The sequence below is a fragment of the Romboutsia ilealis genome (assembly GCF_900015215.1).
Taxonomy (GTDB): Bacteria; Bacillota; Clostridia; order Peptostreptococcales; family Peptostreptococcaceae; genus Romboutsia; species Romboutsia ilealis.
Genome location: NZ_LN555523.1, coordinates 156,808 through 176,488, shown reverse-complemented (window position 1 = coordinate 176,488; position 19,681 = coordinate 156,808). Strand labels below are relative to the sequence as shown.

Sequence of the window (19,681 nt, the reverse complement as noted above, 5' to 3'; positions counted from 1 at the left end):
TATAATTATTATTACTTAAATTTTATCCGAATCTCCCTGTTATATAGTCTTCTGTTCTCTTATCTTGAGGAGCTGTAAACATATCTTTTGTTTCACTATATTCTACTAATACTCCATTTAAGAAAAATGCAGTGTCATCAGATATACGCGCAGCTTGTTGCATGTTATGAGTTACTATTACAATTGTATAGTCTTTCTTTAACTCTTCTATTAATTCCTCCACTTTAGATGTTGAAATTGGGTCTAGAGCAGATGTAGGTTCATCCATTAATATTACTTCTGGCTTCATAGCTATAGCTCTAGCTATACATATACGTTGCTGTTGACCTCCAGATAAACCAAGTGCTGATGTTTTTAATCTATCCTTTACTTCGTCCCATATAGCTGCACCTCTTAAACTTTCTTCAACTATTTTATCTAAAGTTTTCTTATCTCTTATTCCATGTATACGAGGACCGTACGCTATATTATCATATATACTCATTGGAAATGGATTTGGCTTTTGGAATACCATACCTACTTTAGTACGTAATTTTATAACATCTTCAGTTTGATATATATCTTCTCCATCAACCTCTATTTTCCCTTTTATTGTTACATTTTCTATTAAGTCATTCATTCTATTTAACGTTCTTAGAAAAGTTGATTTTCCACATCCAGATGGGCCTATTAAAGCTGTGACTTTATTTTCTTTTATATCTATATTTATATCTTTTAATGCTTGATTCTCTCCATAGAATAAATCTAAATTCTTTATACTTAATTTAACGTTATCTAAACTCATATCTACACCTCATGATATATTAATTAATAATTCGCTTTATTTAATTTCTTTGCTATAGCTTTAGCAACAGTATTTAAAAGTAATACTATAAATATTAAAACAATTCCTATACTAGCTGCTGATGCTATATCTCCTTTTTCTTTCGTTAAAAGATACGCATGTACAGTTAAGTTTCTAGCACTATCAAATATACCGCCTGGCATTTGTGCTACTGTACCAGCTGTTAATAATATTGCAGCCGATTCTCCTATTACACGACCTACCGATAATATTACTCCTGATAAAATTCCTGGTATTGCGCTTGGTAATACTACCTTATATAAGGTTTGGAATTTAGTTGATCCTAAAGCTAAAGATGCTTCTCTATATCCATCTGGAACTGTCTTTAAAGCTTCTTCTGTTGTTCTTATTATTACCGGTAATATTATTATCGCTACAGTAAGAGCTCCTGATAATATTGAATATTTTAAATTTAAAACTACTACGAAGAAAATTCCACCAAATAATCCATATATTATAGATGGTATTCCTGCTAAGCTTTCCGTTGCAAATCTTATTGCATTTACTAATTTTCCCTTTTTAGCATATTCCTGTAAATATATAGCAGACAAAATTCCTATAGGTGTAGCTATTGCTATAGAAAGTATAACTGTATATAATGTTGTTACTATCATTGGAAGTATTCCTCCACTTCCATTAGCTGAATAATTACTTGTTAAGAATGATAGATTTATTCCACCAATTCCTTTTATAAATATATATCCTACAATTACTACAAGCATTGATACTGTGAAAAATGCTGATAAATAAATTAATGACTTTAATAAATTCTCTTTTAACTTTCTCATATTAATTTCCCGCCTTGTTTGAAAGTTTATTTAATACTAGGTTTAATATTAGTATGAATGTAAATAATACAACACCTGTTGCAAATAGCATTTCTTGATGAGTTCCAAATGCGTATCCCATCTCTAACGCTATATTAGTCGTAAGTGGTCTTACACTATCCATTAATGATGATAGCATAACTGGTGAATTTCCTGCTACAAGTATAACTGCCATTGTTTCACCTAAAGCCCTACCAATTCCTAATACTACAGCTGCTAAAATTCCTGACTTAGCTGCTGGTAATACAACTTTAAATATTGTTTCTATCTTAGATGCTCCAAGTGCTAAAGAACCTTCTTTATAAGCCTTTGGAACTGCTCTTATTGCTGTTTCTGATACTGATATTATGGTTGGTAACATCATTATCGATAAAACTATTATTACAGCAAGTAAACTTTGTCCCTTTGGTAAATTAAATATATTTTGTATATTAGGCACTATAACTGCTAATCCAAATATTCCGTATAATACTGATGGTATACCTGCTAATAATTCAACTGCTGGTGATATAATTTTCGCTACCTTCTTTGGAGCAACTTCAGCTATAAATACTGCTGTTAATATTCCAATTGGAACCCCTATTATAAGTGCTCCTACTGTAGCAACTATTGATGCTACAACCATCGTTGCTATACCAAATTTATCACTTCCTGGCAACCAATCGCTTCCAGTAAAGAAATCTATGAAAGAATATCCCTTGAATATAAATGGTGTTAATCCTTTATAAAATACAAATCCGATTATTAACAGTAAGCTTAAAACTGCTATTAATGAACTTATAAAGAATATATTCTTTGATACTTTCTCTAAAATGTATTTATTTTTATCCCTATTGTATATATTCTCAATTTCTGTTGATTGAGTTTTTTCCAACATAAATCAATCTCTCCTTTAAATTAATTCTATTAATTTTCTATAATTAAATAATAACTTTTAAAAGTTAAATCTATATTAGGTTTATGTTAGATTTATGTTATAAAGTTAAGTTTATGTTAAGTTTTTAATCCAATTGAATGAGTATATTACAAACGATAAAATGTAAATTACTTTAAATATAAAAAAGTACTATACAATATTAATTGCATAGTACTTTATGTATATTAGTTTACACTTATAAATCCATTTTCTTCTACTACATTTTGTCCTTCTTCACTTAATATGAAATCTATGAAATTTTTACCTTGTTCAGTTATTACATCTTCTTTATTAACAAATAAGAATGGTCTCGCTATAGCATAGCTATCATTTTTTACATTTTCAGCATTTAATTCAACACCATCTATAGTTAATGCATTTACATTTTCATCAACATATCCAAAAGAAATATATCCTATTGCATTTTCATTTCCTTCAACTATTGATTTTATATTTCCTGAACCATCACTTATTTGAGCATCCTTAGTTAATTCTTCTGATTCGAATCCAACATTTTCTTGGAATCCATCACGAGTTCCAGAACCATCTTCTCTAGATACAACTACTATAGGAGCATCATTTCCTCCAACTTCTTTCCAGTTAGTTATTTTTCCTGTATATATGTCTTTTACTTGCTCTAAAGTTAAATCTTTTACTGTATTATTTTTATTAGTTATAACAGCTATTCCATCTATAGCTATTTGAGTTTCTTTTAATCCTGCTGCCTTTTCTTCATCTTTTAAATCTCTTGATGCCATACCTATTTGTGAAGTTCCATCTATAGCATTTTTTATACCTGCTGAAGAACCTATTTGTTGAACTTCTATACTTACACCTTCATTTTTAGCTTCAAAATCTTCTCCTAATATTTCAACTACTGGTCCTACTGATGTTGATCCTGATATTGTAATCTTGTTTGAATTTGAACTATCTGATGAACCACATCCTACCGCTAATGATCCCATTAATATAGTCCCTATTAAAAGTGTTGCTACTCTCTTATTTAACATATTACATTCCTCCATTAAATTTAAAATTTATTTCAAATTGTTTAATTCCTTATCTTTACAATTTAATATTACAATTATTTTGTTAAATGAATATTATGAATTGGTTAAGTGAATGTAAATAATGTTAAGATTGTGTAAATATAAGAATACTAAAAGGCTATTATAAAGTAATTTAATTTACTCATAATAGCCTTTTAGTATTAATCTAGTTTAAAGAGAAACTAACTTCTAATTCTGAATTGTTCACATCTTCTATATTCGGTAAAGCACTTATTGCTCCAAATTTTGTAGTTGTAAGTGCTGCTACTTTATTTGAAAAAATACCTATATCTTTTAATTGATTATCATTTTTTAGATTTACTTCTTCTCGTGATAATTTATATAAAAAAGCTCCTATAAATGAATCACCTGCACCAGTTGTATCTATACACTCAACTTTAAATCCATCTACACTTATATATTTTTCTTTAGTGTATATATCTACCCCATCTTTTCCTTTTGTATACAATATAATTTCTACATCACCAACAAACAATGACTTTATGGCCTCTTCTACATTATTCATTTCTGTTATAAATTCAAGTTCCTCATCACTAATTTTCAATATATTAGCATATGGTATAAATTCATTTATAGTTTTTCTACATTCATCTAAATCATTCCATAGATTTTTTCTAACATTAGGATCAAAAGATATCAGTCCACCTACTGACTTTACATACTCTATAGCTTTTTTATGAGCATACTTAACAGGAGATTCTATTAAATCCACTGAACAAAAATGTAGTATATCTCCATCCTTAAACCAAGACTTTTCTATATCATATTCACTAAGTAACATATCTGCACTTGGATTTCTGTAAAAAGAAAATTCTCTTTCTCCTTCACTACTTAATGCTACAAATGCAAGACCTGTATTAGCTTTAGTAGTTCTTTTTATATAGCTTGTGTCTACATTCTCAGATGCTAGTGTTTCAACTAAAAAATCACCAAAACCATCATCTCCAAGCATTCCTATAAATGCACTTTCTCCTCCAAGTTTAGCAACACAAGCTGATACATTTGCTGGTGCACCTCCAGGTAATTTTTTAAATCCTGATATATCTTTTAATCCTTTTCCACTTTCAATGGGAACAAAGTCTATAAGCGCTTCTCCAATAGTAAATACCTTTGGCATGTTACTTAACCTCCATATCCCACTTTTTAATATCTAATATAGCTTCTTTATCACAATAGAATTCTATATTATCACTATCTTTATCTGGATAAACTGTCGACGACATAGTTTTTATTCCATCATTTATAAATATTTCAACAGACATTCTATCTATAAATATATTTAACTTTAATTTATTATCAATAAGATTTGCTTCTGTTTGTCTGTAAGTTCTTACTTCCTTTTCGCCTCCACCTAAAGCCTTACCATTTTTACTTCTATCAAAAACTAATAATTCATCTATTTTATTATATTTTATTGATGTTTCTTGATTATTACCTTTCATTAAAAGTATTTCAAACTCATTAGAGTTCTTCATATCAACTTCTAATTCTAGTTCTATACATTGTCCTTTTATTCCCTCTAAGCTCTTATTATCTTTTATATTTATATCTTTATAACTTACTTCATTCTTTCTTAAAACTTTAAGCTCTTCCACTGGTAATTGATATAACTTGTCATCGACTAATTTTAACTCTCTTGGTATAGTCATACATCCTGCCCAATTATGACCTAATTCATTAGTAGGGAATTTTCTATCCCACATTTGCATCCAAGCTATCATTATTCTTCTGCCTTTATTGTCAATTAATGTTTGTGGTGCATAAAAATCAAATCCATAATCAATTTCTTCAACTTTTTCTAAGTTATATTTATTATTTTTATAATCTAAATTTCCTATCATATATGAACTTGAATGTAGATTCCAATATTTATTTCCTCTAGGTTCTAAAAATTGAGGTGACATAATAAGAATATCTTTATTATCTAATTCAAATAAATCTGGACACTCCCACATCTTTGCAAATTCATTGTTACTTTGAAGTATATTACCTTCATAATTCCAATTTAATAAATCATCAGAACTATATAATAATATTTGTCCACTGTCATCAAGGTTTCTAGATCCTATTACAGAATAATATTTATCTCCTTTTTTGTATACTTTAGGGTCCCTAAAATCTTGTATTATTGCTTCTTTAGGTAACTTTGTACTATCGATTACAGGGTTATTTTCATATTTTGTGAAGTTTATTCCATCTTCTGATACTGCTATGCATTGAACTTGTCTTAAGTTCTCAAATCCGCCTGGGTCTTGATTCCCAGTATACATTAAATACAGCTTTCCATCTTTTTCTATTGCACTTCCTGAAAAACATCCGCTTATATCATAAGCTTCATCTGGTGCTATAGCTATATCTAAGTATTCCCAATTTACTAAATCTTTACTTTTTACATGTGCCCAGTGTATAGATCCCCACATTGAACTGTATGGATTATATTGATAAAACAAATGATATTCTCCATTGTAATATGAAAATCCATTAGGATCATTCATCCATCCTATTGGTGGCATTATATGGTACTTTTGTCTGTATGTATTATCAACTTTTTCTCTATTATTTTTGACATAAGAATTAGCTTGTTTTAATTTATCTTCTTTAACTATTACACTCACTCTATTTTCTCCCCCTCATTTCTAAATAATAAAGTCTGAAACTAAATTATCAGACCTTATTTTTATTATCTATTTAGCTGTTCTATCGTACCCTGCTTGTTTTATTTCTAACCATTGACTATATCCAAGTCTATCTAATTCTTTTAAGTATGCGTCCCAATCTTTATCTGCTTTTCCATTTACTATCCATTCAGCTCTCATTCTATTTATATAATCAAATAAGTCTGTTTGTATTGTTGATAGCTTATCTAACTCTTCTTTAGAGAAAAATACACTAGGATATATATTCTCTGCATACATATACGGTACTAAAGTATTTATTTGTTCTAATCTCCATGCTGCATCATCTGGCATAGTAGTAACTTTTCCATAATACTCATTTAGTATAGCTAAAGGTCCTCCAACTTCTGATTTTTGTCTAACTTCATGTGGAGCCGCTCCATTTAAATCTAAATGTTTTAACATGTTGTTTTCTTCATCATATTCAAATATATTAGCTTGTTTATCATCACCATATGTACCCCAGTTATTTTGAACTGATTGTATTGGATTATATAATTCATCTATCCATTTAGCTGTTAATTCTAAGTTTTTATTAGCTGTTGTTATAACCATTCTACCTCTATCAAATCCTATACCATTAGTTCTAGCTACATTTTGTGTTCCATCTGGTCCTTTAAGTGGTGGTAATAATACATAATCATCTCCTGGACCTGTTATATTTGCTTTATCCCAAGTAAAATACAATCCATATCTCTTATCTTTACCTTTAGCAAGATATGTGTTCCAATCTTGTTCAAATGCTTCAGCATCAATTAACCCTTCTTTATATAAACCATGTAAATAATTTATAGCATTTTTGTATCCTTCTTCTCTTGCTGTTAATATTACCTTTCCATCATTATCAACTATAGTGTGATCCCAGTTATCTCCAAGTCCAAATGAACCAAATAAATATGCTGGGTCATTTTGACCATCATTTATAATAAATGACATTGGTATCTCATCTGCTTTACCATTTTTATTAGGATCTTGGTCTTTAAATGCTTTTAATGCTGTTTGTAATTCTTCTGTAGTAGTTGGTATTGGTAATCCTAATTCATCTAACCAAGCTTTATTTATCCATGGAGTACAATCTACAGTTTGTATACTTCCTTTACCATCTCCAAGTTCTTCTATCCATGGAAATGAGTATATATGACCATCTGGAGCTGTTATCATTTTCCTATATTCTGGATTTTCATCAAGCACCTTTTTTAAATTAGGCATATAATTATCTATCAAATCTTCTATGGGAACTATTACTCCTTGGTCAGCATATTTAAGTAAATCATAGTCACTCATACCTGCATGAAGTATAGCATCTGGTATATCTCCTGCTGCTATATCTAGATTTCTCTTTTCTCCATACTCATCCCAAGTGTAATTTGTCCAGTTGATTTTTAAGTTTGTTTTTTCTTGTAATCTTTTATATATTAATTTTTCATTTGGGTCTTGTGGTGCTAATGGTGAACTTTGAGTCATTATATTTAGTGTTACTTGTTCTTTTAATGGAAATTCTACATTTTCAAGATTATAGGCTGGACTTCCAAGACCTACAGCATCTCCTGTTTTAGATGAAGAACATCCTGTTAATGAAACTACTACTAATCCTGTTGCTAATACTAAAGCTATCAATCTTTTTGGTTTTTTCATTTTTAACACTCCCCTAATAATTTATATATAAAACTTAACCTTTTATCGATCCTACCATTACACCTTCCTCAAAATACTTTTGGAAAAATGGATACATTATCATAAGCGGTAAACTCGATATTACTATTGCTGCATATTTTATCATTTCTGATAATCTCTTTAACTCTGCTAGAGCTAATTGATCAGATATCATACCAGGCATTGGTTCATTTTGTATAAGTATCCTTCTTAACACTAATTGAAGTGGTGCTAAATCATCATTTTTTAAATATATCATTGCATCAAAATATGAGTTCCACTGAGCAACAAATGCATATAATACTAAAACTAATATTATAGGTTTTGCAAGCGGTAATATTATTTTTGTAAATGCTTGTAAATCATTCGCTCCATCTATTTTAGCTGACTCCTTTAATTCGTTAGGTAAACTTTGGAAATACGTTCTTGAAAGAATTATGTTCCATACATTTACAGCTCCAGGTAAAATTATGGCCCATATAGTATCTAACATCCCTAAGCCCTTTATTAATAGATAGGTTGGTATTAGTCCCCCTCCAAAGAACATTGTAACTACAAATATATTCGATATAAAACGTCTTCCTACTAACTCTTTTTGTGCTAAAGCATATCCTGCCATTATAGATGTAGATACACTAATAAGTGCAAATAATGTGGAATATATAAATGAGTTTACAAACCCTTTAATCATTGCAGGATCTGATAATATAGTTATATATCCTTCTAAGGTCCACTCTGAAAAATTAAAACTAATACCTTCATTAAGTAATGTTGTTGGATCTGTAAACGATGCTATTAGTATGTATATAAGTGGATATAATATAGATATAACTACCCCACACATCAAAATTCCATTTAACTTATATACAATTCTATCTAATTTACTATTGTATACTCTCATATAAATTCCCCCCTTTCTTATAACCCTTCACCTTCATTTATATGTTTTACAACTTTATTTACTGTAAGTAGTAATATAACATTTATTATTGTATTAAATAATCCGATAGCTGTTGAATAACCATAATCACCGGCTTGTAAACCTTGCTTGTATACATATGTAGCTATTATCTCTGAAGTTGGTATATTCATCGATGTTTGCATTAGATAAGCCTTTTCAAAGCCTATACTCATAATTCCACCTGCTGCTAATATAAATGATATTACCATTAACGGCTTTAAAGTTGGTAAATCTATATGTCTTATTCTTTGGAATATATTTGCACCATCTATTAGCGCTGCTTCATGAAGCTCTGGACTTACATTTGCAAGTGCAGCTACATATATAATTGAAGACCATCCAGCGCCTTGCCATATACCACTTAGTATATATATAGTTCTAAAATACTTAGGATCTGACATAAACATAATCGGTTCACCAGTAAATATAGTAACCAATTGATTAATAGGCCCTGTTGGCGATAATAATATAAATAACATACCTACTACTACTACTACAGATATAAAGTTTGGTGCGTATAAAATAAGTTGTATATTTTTCTTATTTGTCTTACTTCTAACCATATTTAACATTATTGCAATTATAATTGGTATTGGAAAGCTTATTATCAAGCTAAATATACTTAACTTTAATGTATTCATAAATATATCTATAAAATTTGGTGATGTTAAAAACTTCATAAAGTGTTTAAATCCTACCCATTCACTACCTGTAATTCCATATAACGGGTTGTAATCTTTAAAACCTATAAGTATTCCATACATAGGTATATATTTAAATACTATAGTTAAAATAAAAGCAGGTAAAAGTAACAAATATAGTTGTCTTTGTTCTTTTATTTTTGAAAGCTTACTCTTATATTTAGATTTTTTCTTTAATTTTTTTTCATTGGTGTCATTTTCTTCTATCAAGTTTGAATTCATCTCTACTGTATTGTTCATAATTCCCTCCCTAATCCCCTTTTTGAAACGTTTCCATTTAATTGTTAAATAAAGGCTCACTCTAATTTAGAATAAGCTCAATTTCCTGGAAACGTTTCATTTATATTTATATGTTAACACTACAAGAAAACGATGTCAATAAATTTTAATCTTATTATTTATTTTATTTTAAATAATTGTTGTGCTTCCTTTTACATAAGTTACTGGTAATACTCTTCTTTTATTTTCAATATTATTTTCAAGTATATCAAATATTGAATCTACTGCACACTTAGCCATTCTCTCAACTGGTTGTCTTATGGTTGATATCAAAAACTCTTGTTCTGTAGACATTTTTACACCATCATAGCCTATAATCTTTATATCCTCTGGAATTTTAATTCCTTTTCTTCCTAGTATTTTTATTATAGTTAAACCCACAAAATCATTTATAGCAAATATACCATCTATGTCCCTATTTTCATCAATATAATTTTCTATCTTTTTTTCTAAATTTTCAACTGGCTCTTTTTCGTCAAATATAGTATATTCAATACTTTGTCTGATACACTCATCTTTAAATCCAATTTTTCTATTTTTTACATCCGTTGGTCTTGTAGACGTCGTTCCTATAAATGCTAATTTTTTACATCCATTTTCGATTAACTTATTCACTGCCATTTTACCACCATTATAGTTATCTGATGTAACATACACTACATCTTCACTAAAATGTCTATCTACACTTACTATTGGTAGATTACTAGAAACATAATTATCAATATCATTGTAAGTTATAGCTATGATTCCAGCTACCTTATTTTGTTTTAACATTTCTAGATATTCTACTTCTTTTTGATAATTTTTATCTGAGTTACATAACACTAGCTTAAATCCTCTTTTAGATACATTCTCTTCAACATAGTAAGCAAATTCGGAAAAAAATGGATGCCATATCGTTGGAATTATTAATGCTATAGTTTCTGACTGTGAAACTTTTAGATTTCTAGCGATTATATTAGGTGAATAATCTAACTCTTTTATAGCTTTCTGTACTTTTACTCTGGTTGCATCTTTTACACTAGGATGATTATTTATTACCCTAGATACAGTTCCTAGTCCTACACCTGCTTTCTTGGCAACATCTTTCATTGTAGCCATCCTATCTCCTACCTTTACTCATAAATTTACATGTATATTATTAATATAACATACATGTAAATTTATGTCATTATAGCTTTTATAAATATATAAATTTCAAATTCAATAATATTTTACAACTATTTTTTATAATCTTAAATGGTCACTACAAGTATAATGCTTAAACCTTTTAGCTATTTTTTTGATTAGTATTCTTTTTCTAGTTTATCTACTAATTCTTTAAATACTTCTAGCGCTTTATCCACAGATTCTTTCTTTTCCATATCAACACCAGCTGCTTTTAATTGATTAAGTGGATAATCAGAACCTCCACTCTTTAAAAATTCTATATATTTATCAACAGCTACTTTACCTTCTGTTAATATCTTTTGACTTAATGCACTTGCTGCAGAGAATCCTGTAGCATACTTATACACATAGAAATTTGAATAGAAATGAGGTATTCTAGCCCATTCTAGTGCAATTTGTTCATCAACTACAGTTGAATTTCCATAGTATTTTTTATTTAAATCATAGTATATATTGTTAAATTCTTTAGCTGTTAGAGGATTTCCGTCCTCTACACTAGCATGAGTTAATTTTTCAAACTCAGCAAACATTGTTTGTCTATATACAGTTGTTCTAAACTGCTCTAAGTAATAATTTAGAAGATATACTCTTTCTTCTTTTGAATCTGCTTTTTCTAATAAATAATTTATTAAAAGCAATTCATTTAATGTAGATGCAACTTCGGCTACAAATATTTTATAACCTGAATATAGATAAGGCTGAGTTTTCTTAGAATAATAACTGTGCATAGAATGTCCTAACTCATGTATTAATGTAAATAAAGAGTTTAGGTCGTCCTTATAATTCATTAATATATAAGGATGTGAATCATAACTTCCCCAAGAATAAGCTCCACCTTGTTTTCCTTCATTTTCGTAAACATCTATCCAATTTTCTTCAAAAGCTCTTTTTATTAATCCTAAATACTCTTCACCTAAAGGTTTTAATGCATTTAGTACTATTTCTTGTGCTTCTTCATAAGGTATTTTCATATCAAAGCTTTCAGTTAAAGGAACATACAAGTCATACATATGTATATCCTCTAATCCTAAAAACTTCTTTTTGATATCTACATATCTATTTAATGTATCTAAATTTTCATCAACTGCTTTTATAAGGTTGTTGTAAACATCAACGCTTATATCATCTTGGAATAAAGATGCGTATAAAGCAGATTCATATTTTCTAGCTTTTGAATAAAAAATTTCTGACTTAATACCTCCGTATAGCATAGATGCAAAAGTATTTTTATATTTATCATATGTTTTATACATTGCATCAAATGCATCTTTTCTAACTCTATTATTTTTACTCTTTAAAAATGTTGAAAAATTAGAGTGAGTTAATTTAACAATTTCTCCATCTTCATTTTCTATTTCTGGAAACTCCATATCAGCATAAGATAGCATATCATAAGCATTTTCAGGGACTGATGTTAAATCTGAAACTGCAGCTAATATCTCTTCTTCTTTTTCTGATAATGTATGAGGCTTTTCCCTTAGTATCTCATCTATATATTTCTTGTAGAATGATAATTTTTCATCTTCTAAATATTCTTTAAGCTTAGATTCATCTATAGATATTATTTCTGGAACCATATATGATGATGCTGTAGATAGCTCTGTAGATAACATATCTGTTTTTGTTGCCATCGCTTGATTTTCATTTATCCTAGTATCTTCATGTTGCTTCATATGTGTGTACACATATAAATTTTGTAATAGTTGTGAAGCTTTTTCGTATATATTAAGTGCTTCGTATAGATTTTCTTTGCTTTGTGACAATTTACCCTTATATTGCTTTATTTCATTTATATAAGATTTTATATTTTCTATATCCTTATCAATAGATTCTTTACTTGAATACATTAAATCTATTTTCCATTTGTATTTATCATCTATATTTTTTCTATCTATTCCCATATTATCTCTCCTTATAGGCAATTTTATTATCAAGATTTACCATTTCAATAACTTCTTTAGGTAAATCACAAGATTAACCTTTTATAATTTTTACACTTTTTTAATTCATGCACCTCTAATTTAATTATGGCTATATCTTATTTTATATTATTTTAATGTAAATAATCTACACTAATTATATTTTTTGAGTTATTTAGTTCATTTACAAGTTCGTCTAATATTATTCTTCTATCATATACTACAAAAAAACTTATTTTCCAATATATACCTTCTGTATTTTCTATATCTATATTTTTCACACTAATTTGAGATTGTTGAAATATATTATATAACATAGTTATAATATTTATACTATCTACCTTTACAATAAATATTGTTTGCTTTTTCTTAAAAATTATTTTATCGATATTTTTTAAAATATAAAGAGTTATCATTACCAATGACCATGCACAAATACTTAATACATAATATCCATATCCTATTGCTATACCTATACAAGCTGTAGCCCAAATACCTGCTGCTGTAGTCAATCCTCTTATACCATTTGATGTTTTCAAAATTGCTCCAGCTCCTAAAAAACCTATACCTGATAATACCTGAGCTGTTAATCTAGCTGGATCGATACTAGTTTGTGAACCATATTGAACAAATAATAATAATGATGTTATAGATGTTATACATGAACCCACTGCTACTAATATATGAGTTCTAAATCCTGCAAATTGATGCGATTTTTCTCTTTCTAATCCAGTCAATCCCCCAATAATTAAAGCAATTATTAATCTTATTATTATAGCCTCATTACTTATAATAATAATTACCTCCTATCTATTTATATAAGCTCATTTGTAAAGAAGTATTTAATATAAAATTTATATGCTTAAATAAATAATATATTACCAATCTTAATTGCTATTTATAGTCCTAAAATTATACCTTACAATTTTACTTTCAATAAAAAAAAGTCCACTAATGCGGACTATTTACTGGTTAAAACCATGTATTTATTTATTAATATATCAATTTTGATACTTGATTCTAATATTTCATCTCTAAAAATCTCTGGATATTCCATATATGCATGCATTTGTTCTCTCAATGCATCTATTTCCTGTTTTAACATTTCTAATTCAATATTTGCCATATAATCACCACGGTCACCAATTTATCTCTTTATTTGTTTATATAGTAACAAACTTTTACATACTATGTCAATAATCTTAGCTCCAAAATAAATATTTATAAAATATAATTTTATTTTAAGAGTCCAATACATTTATATGCTTCTCCTCATCTGTTCTATACTTGACATTGATTGACACTTAAATTTATTATTGTTATAATCTTTTTGATAATGAATTTCATTAGGAGGTGTCAATTATGACTGTTTGCGATTTAAAAATAGGTCAAAAGGGTATCATTGATAATATATATGGAAATGAAAAATTAGTTAAGAGATTATTAGCTTTAGGATGCATAACTAATACAGAAATAGAAATAAAAAAAATTGCTCCTTTAGGAGATCCAATTGTAGTTAGATTTAGAGGCTTCGATCTTGCTCTTAGAAAATCTGATGCTAAGAATATACTACTAAAATAAGATTGGAGGGTATGACATGATTAATGTTGCTTTATTTGGTAACCCTAATGTTGGTAAAACAACAGTTTTCAATCTACTTACTGGCTCAAACCAATATGTAGGTAACTGGCCTGGTGTTACTATTGATAAAAAAGAAGGCTTTTTAGGAAATGATATAAAGATAGTTGACTTACCTGGAATATATGCTATGGATACTTTTTCTAATGAGGAAAAGGTATCAAAAGAGTTTTTAGAAAATGGAGATGTGGATGTTATAGTTAATGTTGTAGATGCATCTAATCTATCTAGAAATCTTTATCTAACAACTCAGCTTATGAAATTTAATAAGCCTATTATTATTTTACTTAATATGTTAGATGTTGCTGAGTCTAAATGTATATCTATTGATTCAGATAAACTTTCACAGGAACTTGGAGTTACTGTAGTTCCTATAATAGCTAAGAAAAAAAATGGAATTGATAAAATATCATCAGAGATAAAGAACTCATTAGGAAAAAGTACTAACTATAATATAGATTTTGGAAATGAAACTCAAACATATAAAAAATTAGAAGATATACTATCTAAATGTATAAAAACCAGTTCAGATAAAAAAATATCTCTAAGTGATAAAATAGATAATATAGTTTTAAACCCATTTTTAGCGTACCCTATTTTTATAGGTGCTCTATTACTATTATTCAAATTTACCTTTGATTGGGTTGGCGGCCCTTTACAAGATGGCTTAGGTGGTATAATAGAAACCTATATATCAAATCCAATTGATGGTATACTAGTAAATTCTAGCCCTTGGTTTAGGTCACTTATTGTTGATGGTGTATTAGGTGGTGTGTGTGGTACTTTACCATTTTTCCCATTAATATTTACATTATTCTTTGGTATATCATTATTTGAAGATAGTGGTTATATGTCTAGAGCTGCTTTCTTAATGGATAATATAATGAGAAAAGTTGGTTTATCTGGTAAGGCATTTATACCTATGGTTATGGGGCTTGGTTGCTCATCTCCAGCTATAATGGCTACAAGAACCTTAGAAAGTGAAAAAGATAGAAAAATAACAGCACTTATTTCACCACTTATGACTTGTGGTGCCAAGTTACCTATATATGCAGTATTTGTTGCTATCTTCTTCCCTAAAAATGCCGCACTTGTTACTACTTCTTTATATTTACTTGGAATAGTAGTAGCTATATTAGTAGCTTTAGTTTTAAATAAAACATCTTTTAAAACTGATATAGAACCATTTATACTAGAATTACCTGAATATAAATTACCTACATTAAGTGCATTATTAAAAAATACTTGGAATAAGTCTAAAGGTTTTTTAATAAGAGTCGTAACAGTTATGTTCGCAATGTCTGTTGCTATATGGTTATTATCATCATTTAATTTTAATGGATTTACAGAAAATATGGATAATAGTTTTTTAGCATACTTAGGAAAACTTATGACGCCTTTATTTGCACCACTAGGATTTGGTGATTGGAGAAGTTCGGTTTCTATATTAACTGGTCTTGGTGCTAAGGAGATAGTTATATCTACTATGCAAGTTCTTTATGGTAACTTAGATACTGTTTTACCAACAGTGTTTACTGGTGTTACAGCTTATGGATTCTTAGTATTTTGTGCATTATATACTCCATGTATAGCAGCACTTGCTACTATGAGAAAAGAATATGGAAATAAAATGATGTTTATATCACTTATATATCAATTTACTCTTGCTTGGATTTGCGCATTTATAGTTAGAATTATCGGTGGTGCTATATTCTCTGGTAACAATAATTCTTTAGCCGAACTTACTATAGGAGGCATCATCTTATTAGTTGCTACAATTATACTTTTAAAAATGTTTAATAAAAAATCATCTGGTTGTAGTAATTGTTCTAGCTGTAGTAGTCAAAGTTCGTGTTCTATTCAAGTAGAAGAAAAATCTAAAGATGCACAATAATAATTTTAGTTAAATAAAAGGCTCATCTATCGATTATTTTAATCTAATAGATGAGCTTTTATTTTATTTATTAGAATGTAATATTTACTGTTACTTCTTTACCACTTCTATTTACAGTTACCTTAGTGCTTTCACCAGATTTATATTTATATAAAGCTTTATTAAGATCTGTCATAGTTGGAGTTTCATTGTCTCCTATTTTAACTATTACATCTCCTGTTTGTATACCTGCTTTTTGAGCTGGTGTACCTGATACAACTTCAGCTATATACACACCTTTATCTGCTGCTAAATCAGTTCCTGTTGCAGATTCAAATGTAGTTACATCTAAACCTTTTATACCTAAAGTAACTTTTTCAAAATTTCCTGATTTTATAACTTGCTCAATTATAGGTTTTGCTGTATTTATAGGTATTGAGAATCCGATTCCTTCAGCTGAAGATACCTTAGCTGAATTTATACCTATTACTTGACCCTTTTCATTTAATAATGGTCCTCCACTATTTCCTGGGTTTATACTTGCATCAGTTTGCATAAGTCCTGTCATAGTTTCTTTTTCTGTTTGAATTGTTCTATCTAATCCACTTATTATACCTTGTGTAACAGACTTTTGGAATTCAAGACCAAGTGGATTTCCTATTGCTATTGCTATATCCCCTACTCTTACCTGGTCACTATCACCTAAATCAGCAGCTGTTAATCCTGTTTTATCAACTTTAACTACCGCTAAATCTAACTTTGCATCATTCCATAAAACCTTACCTTGTGTAGTACTACCATCGTTAAATAGTACTTTTACATCTACTGCTTGCCCATCAGATACAACATGTGAGTTTGTAAGTATGTAACCTTTTGAATCAACTATAACACCTGTTCCAACACCTTCTGATTGAGTTGGTATTGCAAATATATTATTGCTACTTATAGTTGTTGTTGTTATCCCTACAACAGAAGGCATCGCTTTATCACTAACTGCATGGTATATATTTTGACTTTTACCACTATCATTTACTACTATTTCTTTTGAACTTGAACTTTGATTACTACTCACCATATTATTTTTCATAACTACTATGGTAAGTAAACTAGTAAGTATACTTGTTATTATACATACAAGTACTGTTAAACCAATTCCTCTTTTATTTACCATAAATACCCTCCTAATTAACTTAATTAACTTAGATATTATTACTTATTATTTACAATATTTATTGTTTGATAACAATAAATATTAGACAAATAAAAATTCGCTTCGCTTGAGCGACGTGTCGGCGAAACACTTCATGTCGCCAACGATATATCCTTGCTACCGCTACGGATACATCCGTTGCTCAAAATGTCATTTTTACGTTTATAAAGTTACTGATATTACTTATGTTAATAGGTTATCTAGAAAAAATTTCATATCATAATTTCCTTGTACGTAAAAAATGAAATCATCAACTAGATATATTATCTTATTGATGATTTCATTATATTAGCTTATTCTTAAATTAACCTTAACTACTAAAGTCTTTTTTCTAATTCTTCTTTTTCCTTCTCAAATCCTGGTTTACCTAATAAAGCAAACATATTTTTCTTATATGCCTCAACACCTGGCTGATCAAATGGATTGACACCTAATATATATCCACTTAATGCGCAAGCTTTTTCAAAGAAGTATACAAGATATCCAAAGTTATATTCATCTAATTTTGAAATATTAACTATTAAGTTTGGAACATTACCATCTGTATGAGCTAATAAAGTTCCTTGGAATGCCTTCTTATTAACAAAATCTACAGTTTTTCCAGCCAAGTAGTTTAATCCATCTAAATCTACATCAGCTTCGTCTATAGTTATTTCTCTCTTAGCATTTTCTACATTTAAAACTGTTTCGAATAATATTCTCTTACCTTCTTGTATATATTGACCCATAGAATGTAAATCTGTTGAGAAATCTACAGAAGCTGGGAATATACCTTTATTATCTTTCCCTTCACTTTCTCCATATAACTGCTTCCACCATTCTCCTACATAATGTAATTGAGGTTCATAATTTACTAATAATTCTATATCTTTTCCTTTTCTATGTAATGCATTTCTAACTACTGCATATTGATAACTATCATTAGTCTTTAAATCTGATGATTTAAATTCTTCACAAGCATCAGCTGCACCTTGCATCATCGCATCTATATCTAAACCTGCACAAGCTATAGGTAATAATCCTACTGGTGTTAATACAGAGAAACGTCCACCTACATCATCAGGTATTATAAATGTTTCATACCCTTCTTCATCTGCTAATTTTCTAAGTGCACCTTTTGATGAATCTGTAGTTGCATATATTCTTTTGCTTGCTTCTTCTTTTCCATATTTATTTTCTAAGAAATCTTTAAATATTCTAAATGCAATTGCAGGTTCTGTTGTTGTTCCTGACTTTGATATAACATTTATAGATACATCTTTATCTTTTATTACATCTAATAAATCCATCATATATGTAGAGCTTATATTTTGTCCTACAAAGTATATTTCTGGAGATTTTCTATCTTCTTTTGATAAATTATTTCTAAATGAATGGCTTGCCATTTCTATAGCAGCTCTTGCCCCTAAATAAGATCCCCCTATACCGATAACTAAAAGTACATCTGAATCTGATTTTACTTTTTCTGCTGCTTTTTTTATTCTAGCAAATTCATCTTTGTCATAGTTTTTTGGAAGATCTACCCATCCTAAAAAGTCATTTCCTAGTCCTGTCTTTTCATGAATCATTTTATGAGCTTGATCTACATAAACTTGCATACAATCTATTTCTTTCTGACTTATAAAACCTATTGCTTTACTATAATCAAATTTAACACTTCCCATAATCCTACCTCTTTTCTTCTTTAGTATAAGAAAATTATAACATAAATTTCCACTATATAATCATAAAATTAAATCGATTTCATTAATTAATTTATTTTTTATTTTTATTTAACAATCACTTTTATTAAAAGATAATTATCTTAAAATTAAATGTCTTTATTGATTTTAAGATTAATACATCATTTATCAAATACAAATAAAAAATTCACTTCACTTGAGCAACATGTCGGTGAAACACTTTATGTCATCAACAGCTTATCTGTTACTTAAAATCTTTTTTA

General features: G+C 28.7%; 17 protein-coding genes. 2 read left to right on the top strand and 15 right to left on the bottom strand.

All coding sequences use genetic code 11. The features are described from left to right. Nucleotides 1-22 precede the first annotated feature (22 nt). The 13 genes from pstB to CRIB_RS00750 form a co-directional block, all read right to left on the bottom strand. A complete protein-coding gene (gene pstB, locus CRIB_RS00810; RefSeq protein WP_180702688.1) occupies nt 23-784 on the bottom strand; it encodes a phosphate ABC transporter ATP-binding protein PstB in 762 nt (253 codons plus the stop codon). A 23-nt stretch (nt 785-807) separates the two neighbouring features. Next, a complete protein-coding gene (gene pstA / locus CRIB_RS00805) occupies nt 808-1,632 on the bottom strand; it encodes a phosphate ABC transporter permease PstA (RefSeq protein ID WP_180702687.1) in 825 nt (274 codons plus the stop codon). Nucleotide 1,633: 1 nt separating this feature from the next. Then, a complete protein-coding gene (gene pstC / locus CRIB_RS00800; RefSeq protein ID WP_180702686.1) occupies nt 1,634-2,548 on the bottom strand; it encodes a phosphate ABC transporter permease subunit PstC in 915 nt (304 codons plus the stop codon). A gap of 224 nt (nt 2,549-2,772) precedes the next feature. Continuing rightward, a complete protein-coding gene (locus CRIB_RS00795; protein WP_071119138.1) occupies nt 2,773-3,597 on the bottom strand; it encodes a phosphate ABC transporter substrate-binding protein in 825 nt (274 codons plus the stop codon). 205 nt (nt 3,598-3,802) lie between these two features. Next, nucleotides 3,803-4,774, bottom strand: coding sequence for a carbohydrate kinase family protein (locus tag CRIB_RS00790; RefSeq protein ID WP_071119137.1), 972 nt, complete (start codon nt 4,772-4,774; stop codon nt 3,803-3,805). A gap of 1 nt (nt 4,775) precedes the next feature. Continuing rightward, complete coding sequence (locus tag CRIB_RS00785) at nt 4,776-6,272, bottom strand: glycoside hydrolase family 32 protein (protein ID WP_207204145.1); 1,497 nt, start codon at nt 6,270-6,272, stop codon at nt 4,776-4,778. A 69-nt stretch (nt 6,273-6,341) separates the two neighbouring features. Next, nucleotides 6,342-7,967 carry an ABC transporter substrate-binding protein gene (locus CRIB_RS00780; protein WP_180702685.1) on the bottom strand — a complete coding sequence of 542 codons (1,626 nt, stop codon included), beginning with the start codon at nt 7,965-7,967 and terminating at the stop codon, nt 6,342-6,344. A 34-nt stretch (nt 7,968-8,001) separates the two neighbouring features. Continuing rightward, nucleotides 8,002-8,886 carry a carbohydrate ABC transporter permease gene (locus CRIB_RS00775; RefSeq protein WP_180702684.1) on the bottom strand — a complete coding sequence of 295 codons (885 nt, stop codon included), beginning with the start codon at nt 8,884-8,886 and terminating at the stop codon, nt 8,002-8,004. 17 nt (nt 8,887-8,903) lie between these two features. Continuing rightward, nucleotides 8,904-9,887, bottom strand: a complete 984-nt coding sequence (locus CRIB_RS00770; protein WP_286155190.1) for an ABC transporter permease — start codon at nt 9,885-9,887, stop codon at nt 8,904-8,906. Nucleotides 9,888-10,055: 168 nt separating this feature from the next. Next, complete coding sequence (locus CRIB_RS00765) at nt 10,056-11,027, bottom strand: LacI family DNA-binding transcriptional regulator (RefSeq protein ID WP_071119134.1); 972 nt, start codon at nt 11,025-11,027, stop codon at nt 10,056-10,058. A gap of 185 nt (nt 11,028-11,212) precedes the next feature. Next, on the bottom strand, nt 11,213-12,997 hold the full coding sequence (gene pepF, locus CRIB_RS00760) for an oligoendopeptidase F (protein WP_180702683.1): 1,785 nt from the start codon (nt 12,995-12,997) through the stop codon (nt 11,213-11,215). A gap of 152 nt (nt 12,998-13,149) precedes the next feature. Beyond that, the gene (locus tag CRIB_RS00755) at nt 13,150-13,773 is read right to left on the bottom strand and encodes an MgtC/SapB family protein (protein ID WP_279386154.1); all 624 of its coding nucleotides are present in this window, start codon (nt 13,771-13,773) and stop codon (nt 13,150-13,152) included. Nucleotides 13,774-13,976: 203 nt separating this feature from the next. Continuing rightward, on the bottom strand, nt 13,977-14,141 hold the full coding sequence (locus CRIB_RS00750; RefSeq protein ID WP_180702682.1) for an aspartyl-phosphate phosphatase Spo0E family protein: 165 nt from the start codon (nt 14,139-14,141) through the stop codon (nt 13,977-13,979). Nucleotides 14,142-14,377: 236 nt separating this feature from the next. Between CRIB_RS00750 and CRIB_RS00745 the strand changes: the two genes are divergently transcribed. Together CRIB_RS00745 and feoB are read left to right on the top strand one after the other, a co-directional pair. Further along, nucleotides 14,378-14,596 carry a FeoA family protein gene (locus CRIB_RS00745; RefSeq protein ID WP_180702681.1) on the top strand — a complete coding sequence of 73 codons (219 nt, stop codon included), beginning with the start codon at nt 14,378-14,380 and terminating at the stop codon, nt 14,594-14,596. A 16-nt stretch (nt 14,597-14,612) separates the two neighbouring features. Beyond that, nucleotides 14,613-16,547 (top strand): ferrous iron transport protein B, encoded by a 1,935-nt coding sequence (gene feoB / locus CRIB_RS00740; RefSeq protein ID WP_180702680.1) that lies wholly within the window; start codon nt 14,613-14,615, stop codon nt 16,545-16,547. 70 nt (nt 16,548-16,617) lie between these two features. Here the strand turns inward: feoB and htrA are convergent, their stop codons facing one another. Beyond that, a complete protein-coding gene (gene htrA / locus CRIB_RS00735; RefSeq protein ID WP_180702679.1) occupies nt 16,618-17,697 on the bottom strand; it encodes a serine protease HtrA in 1,080 nt (359 codons plus the stop codon). 356 nt (nt 17,698-18,053) lie between these two features. Next, entirely contained in the window at nt 18,054-19,400 is a 1,347-nt protein-coding gene (locus tag CRIB_RS00730) for a glucose-6-phosphate isomerase (protein ID WP_180702678.1), read from the bottom strand. Between the last annotated feature and the right edge of the window lie 281 nt (nt 19,401-19,681).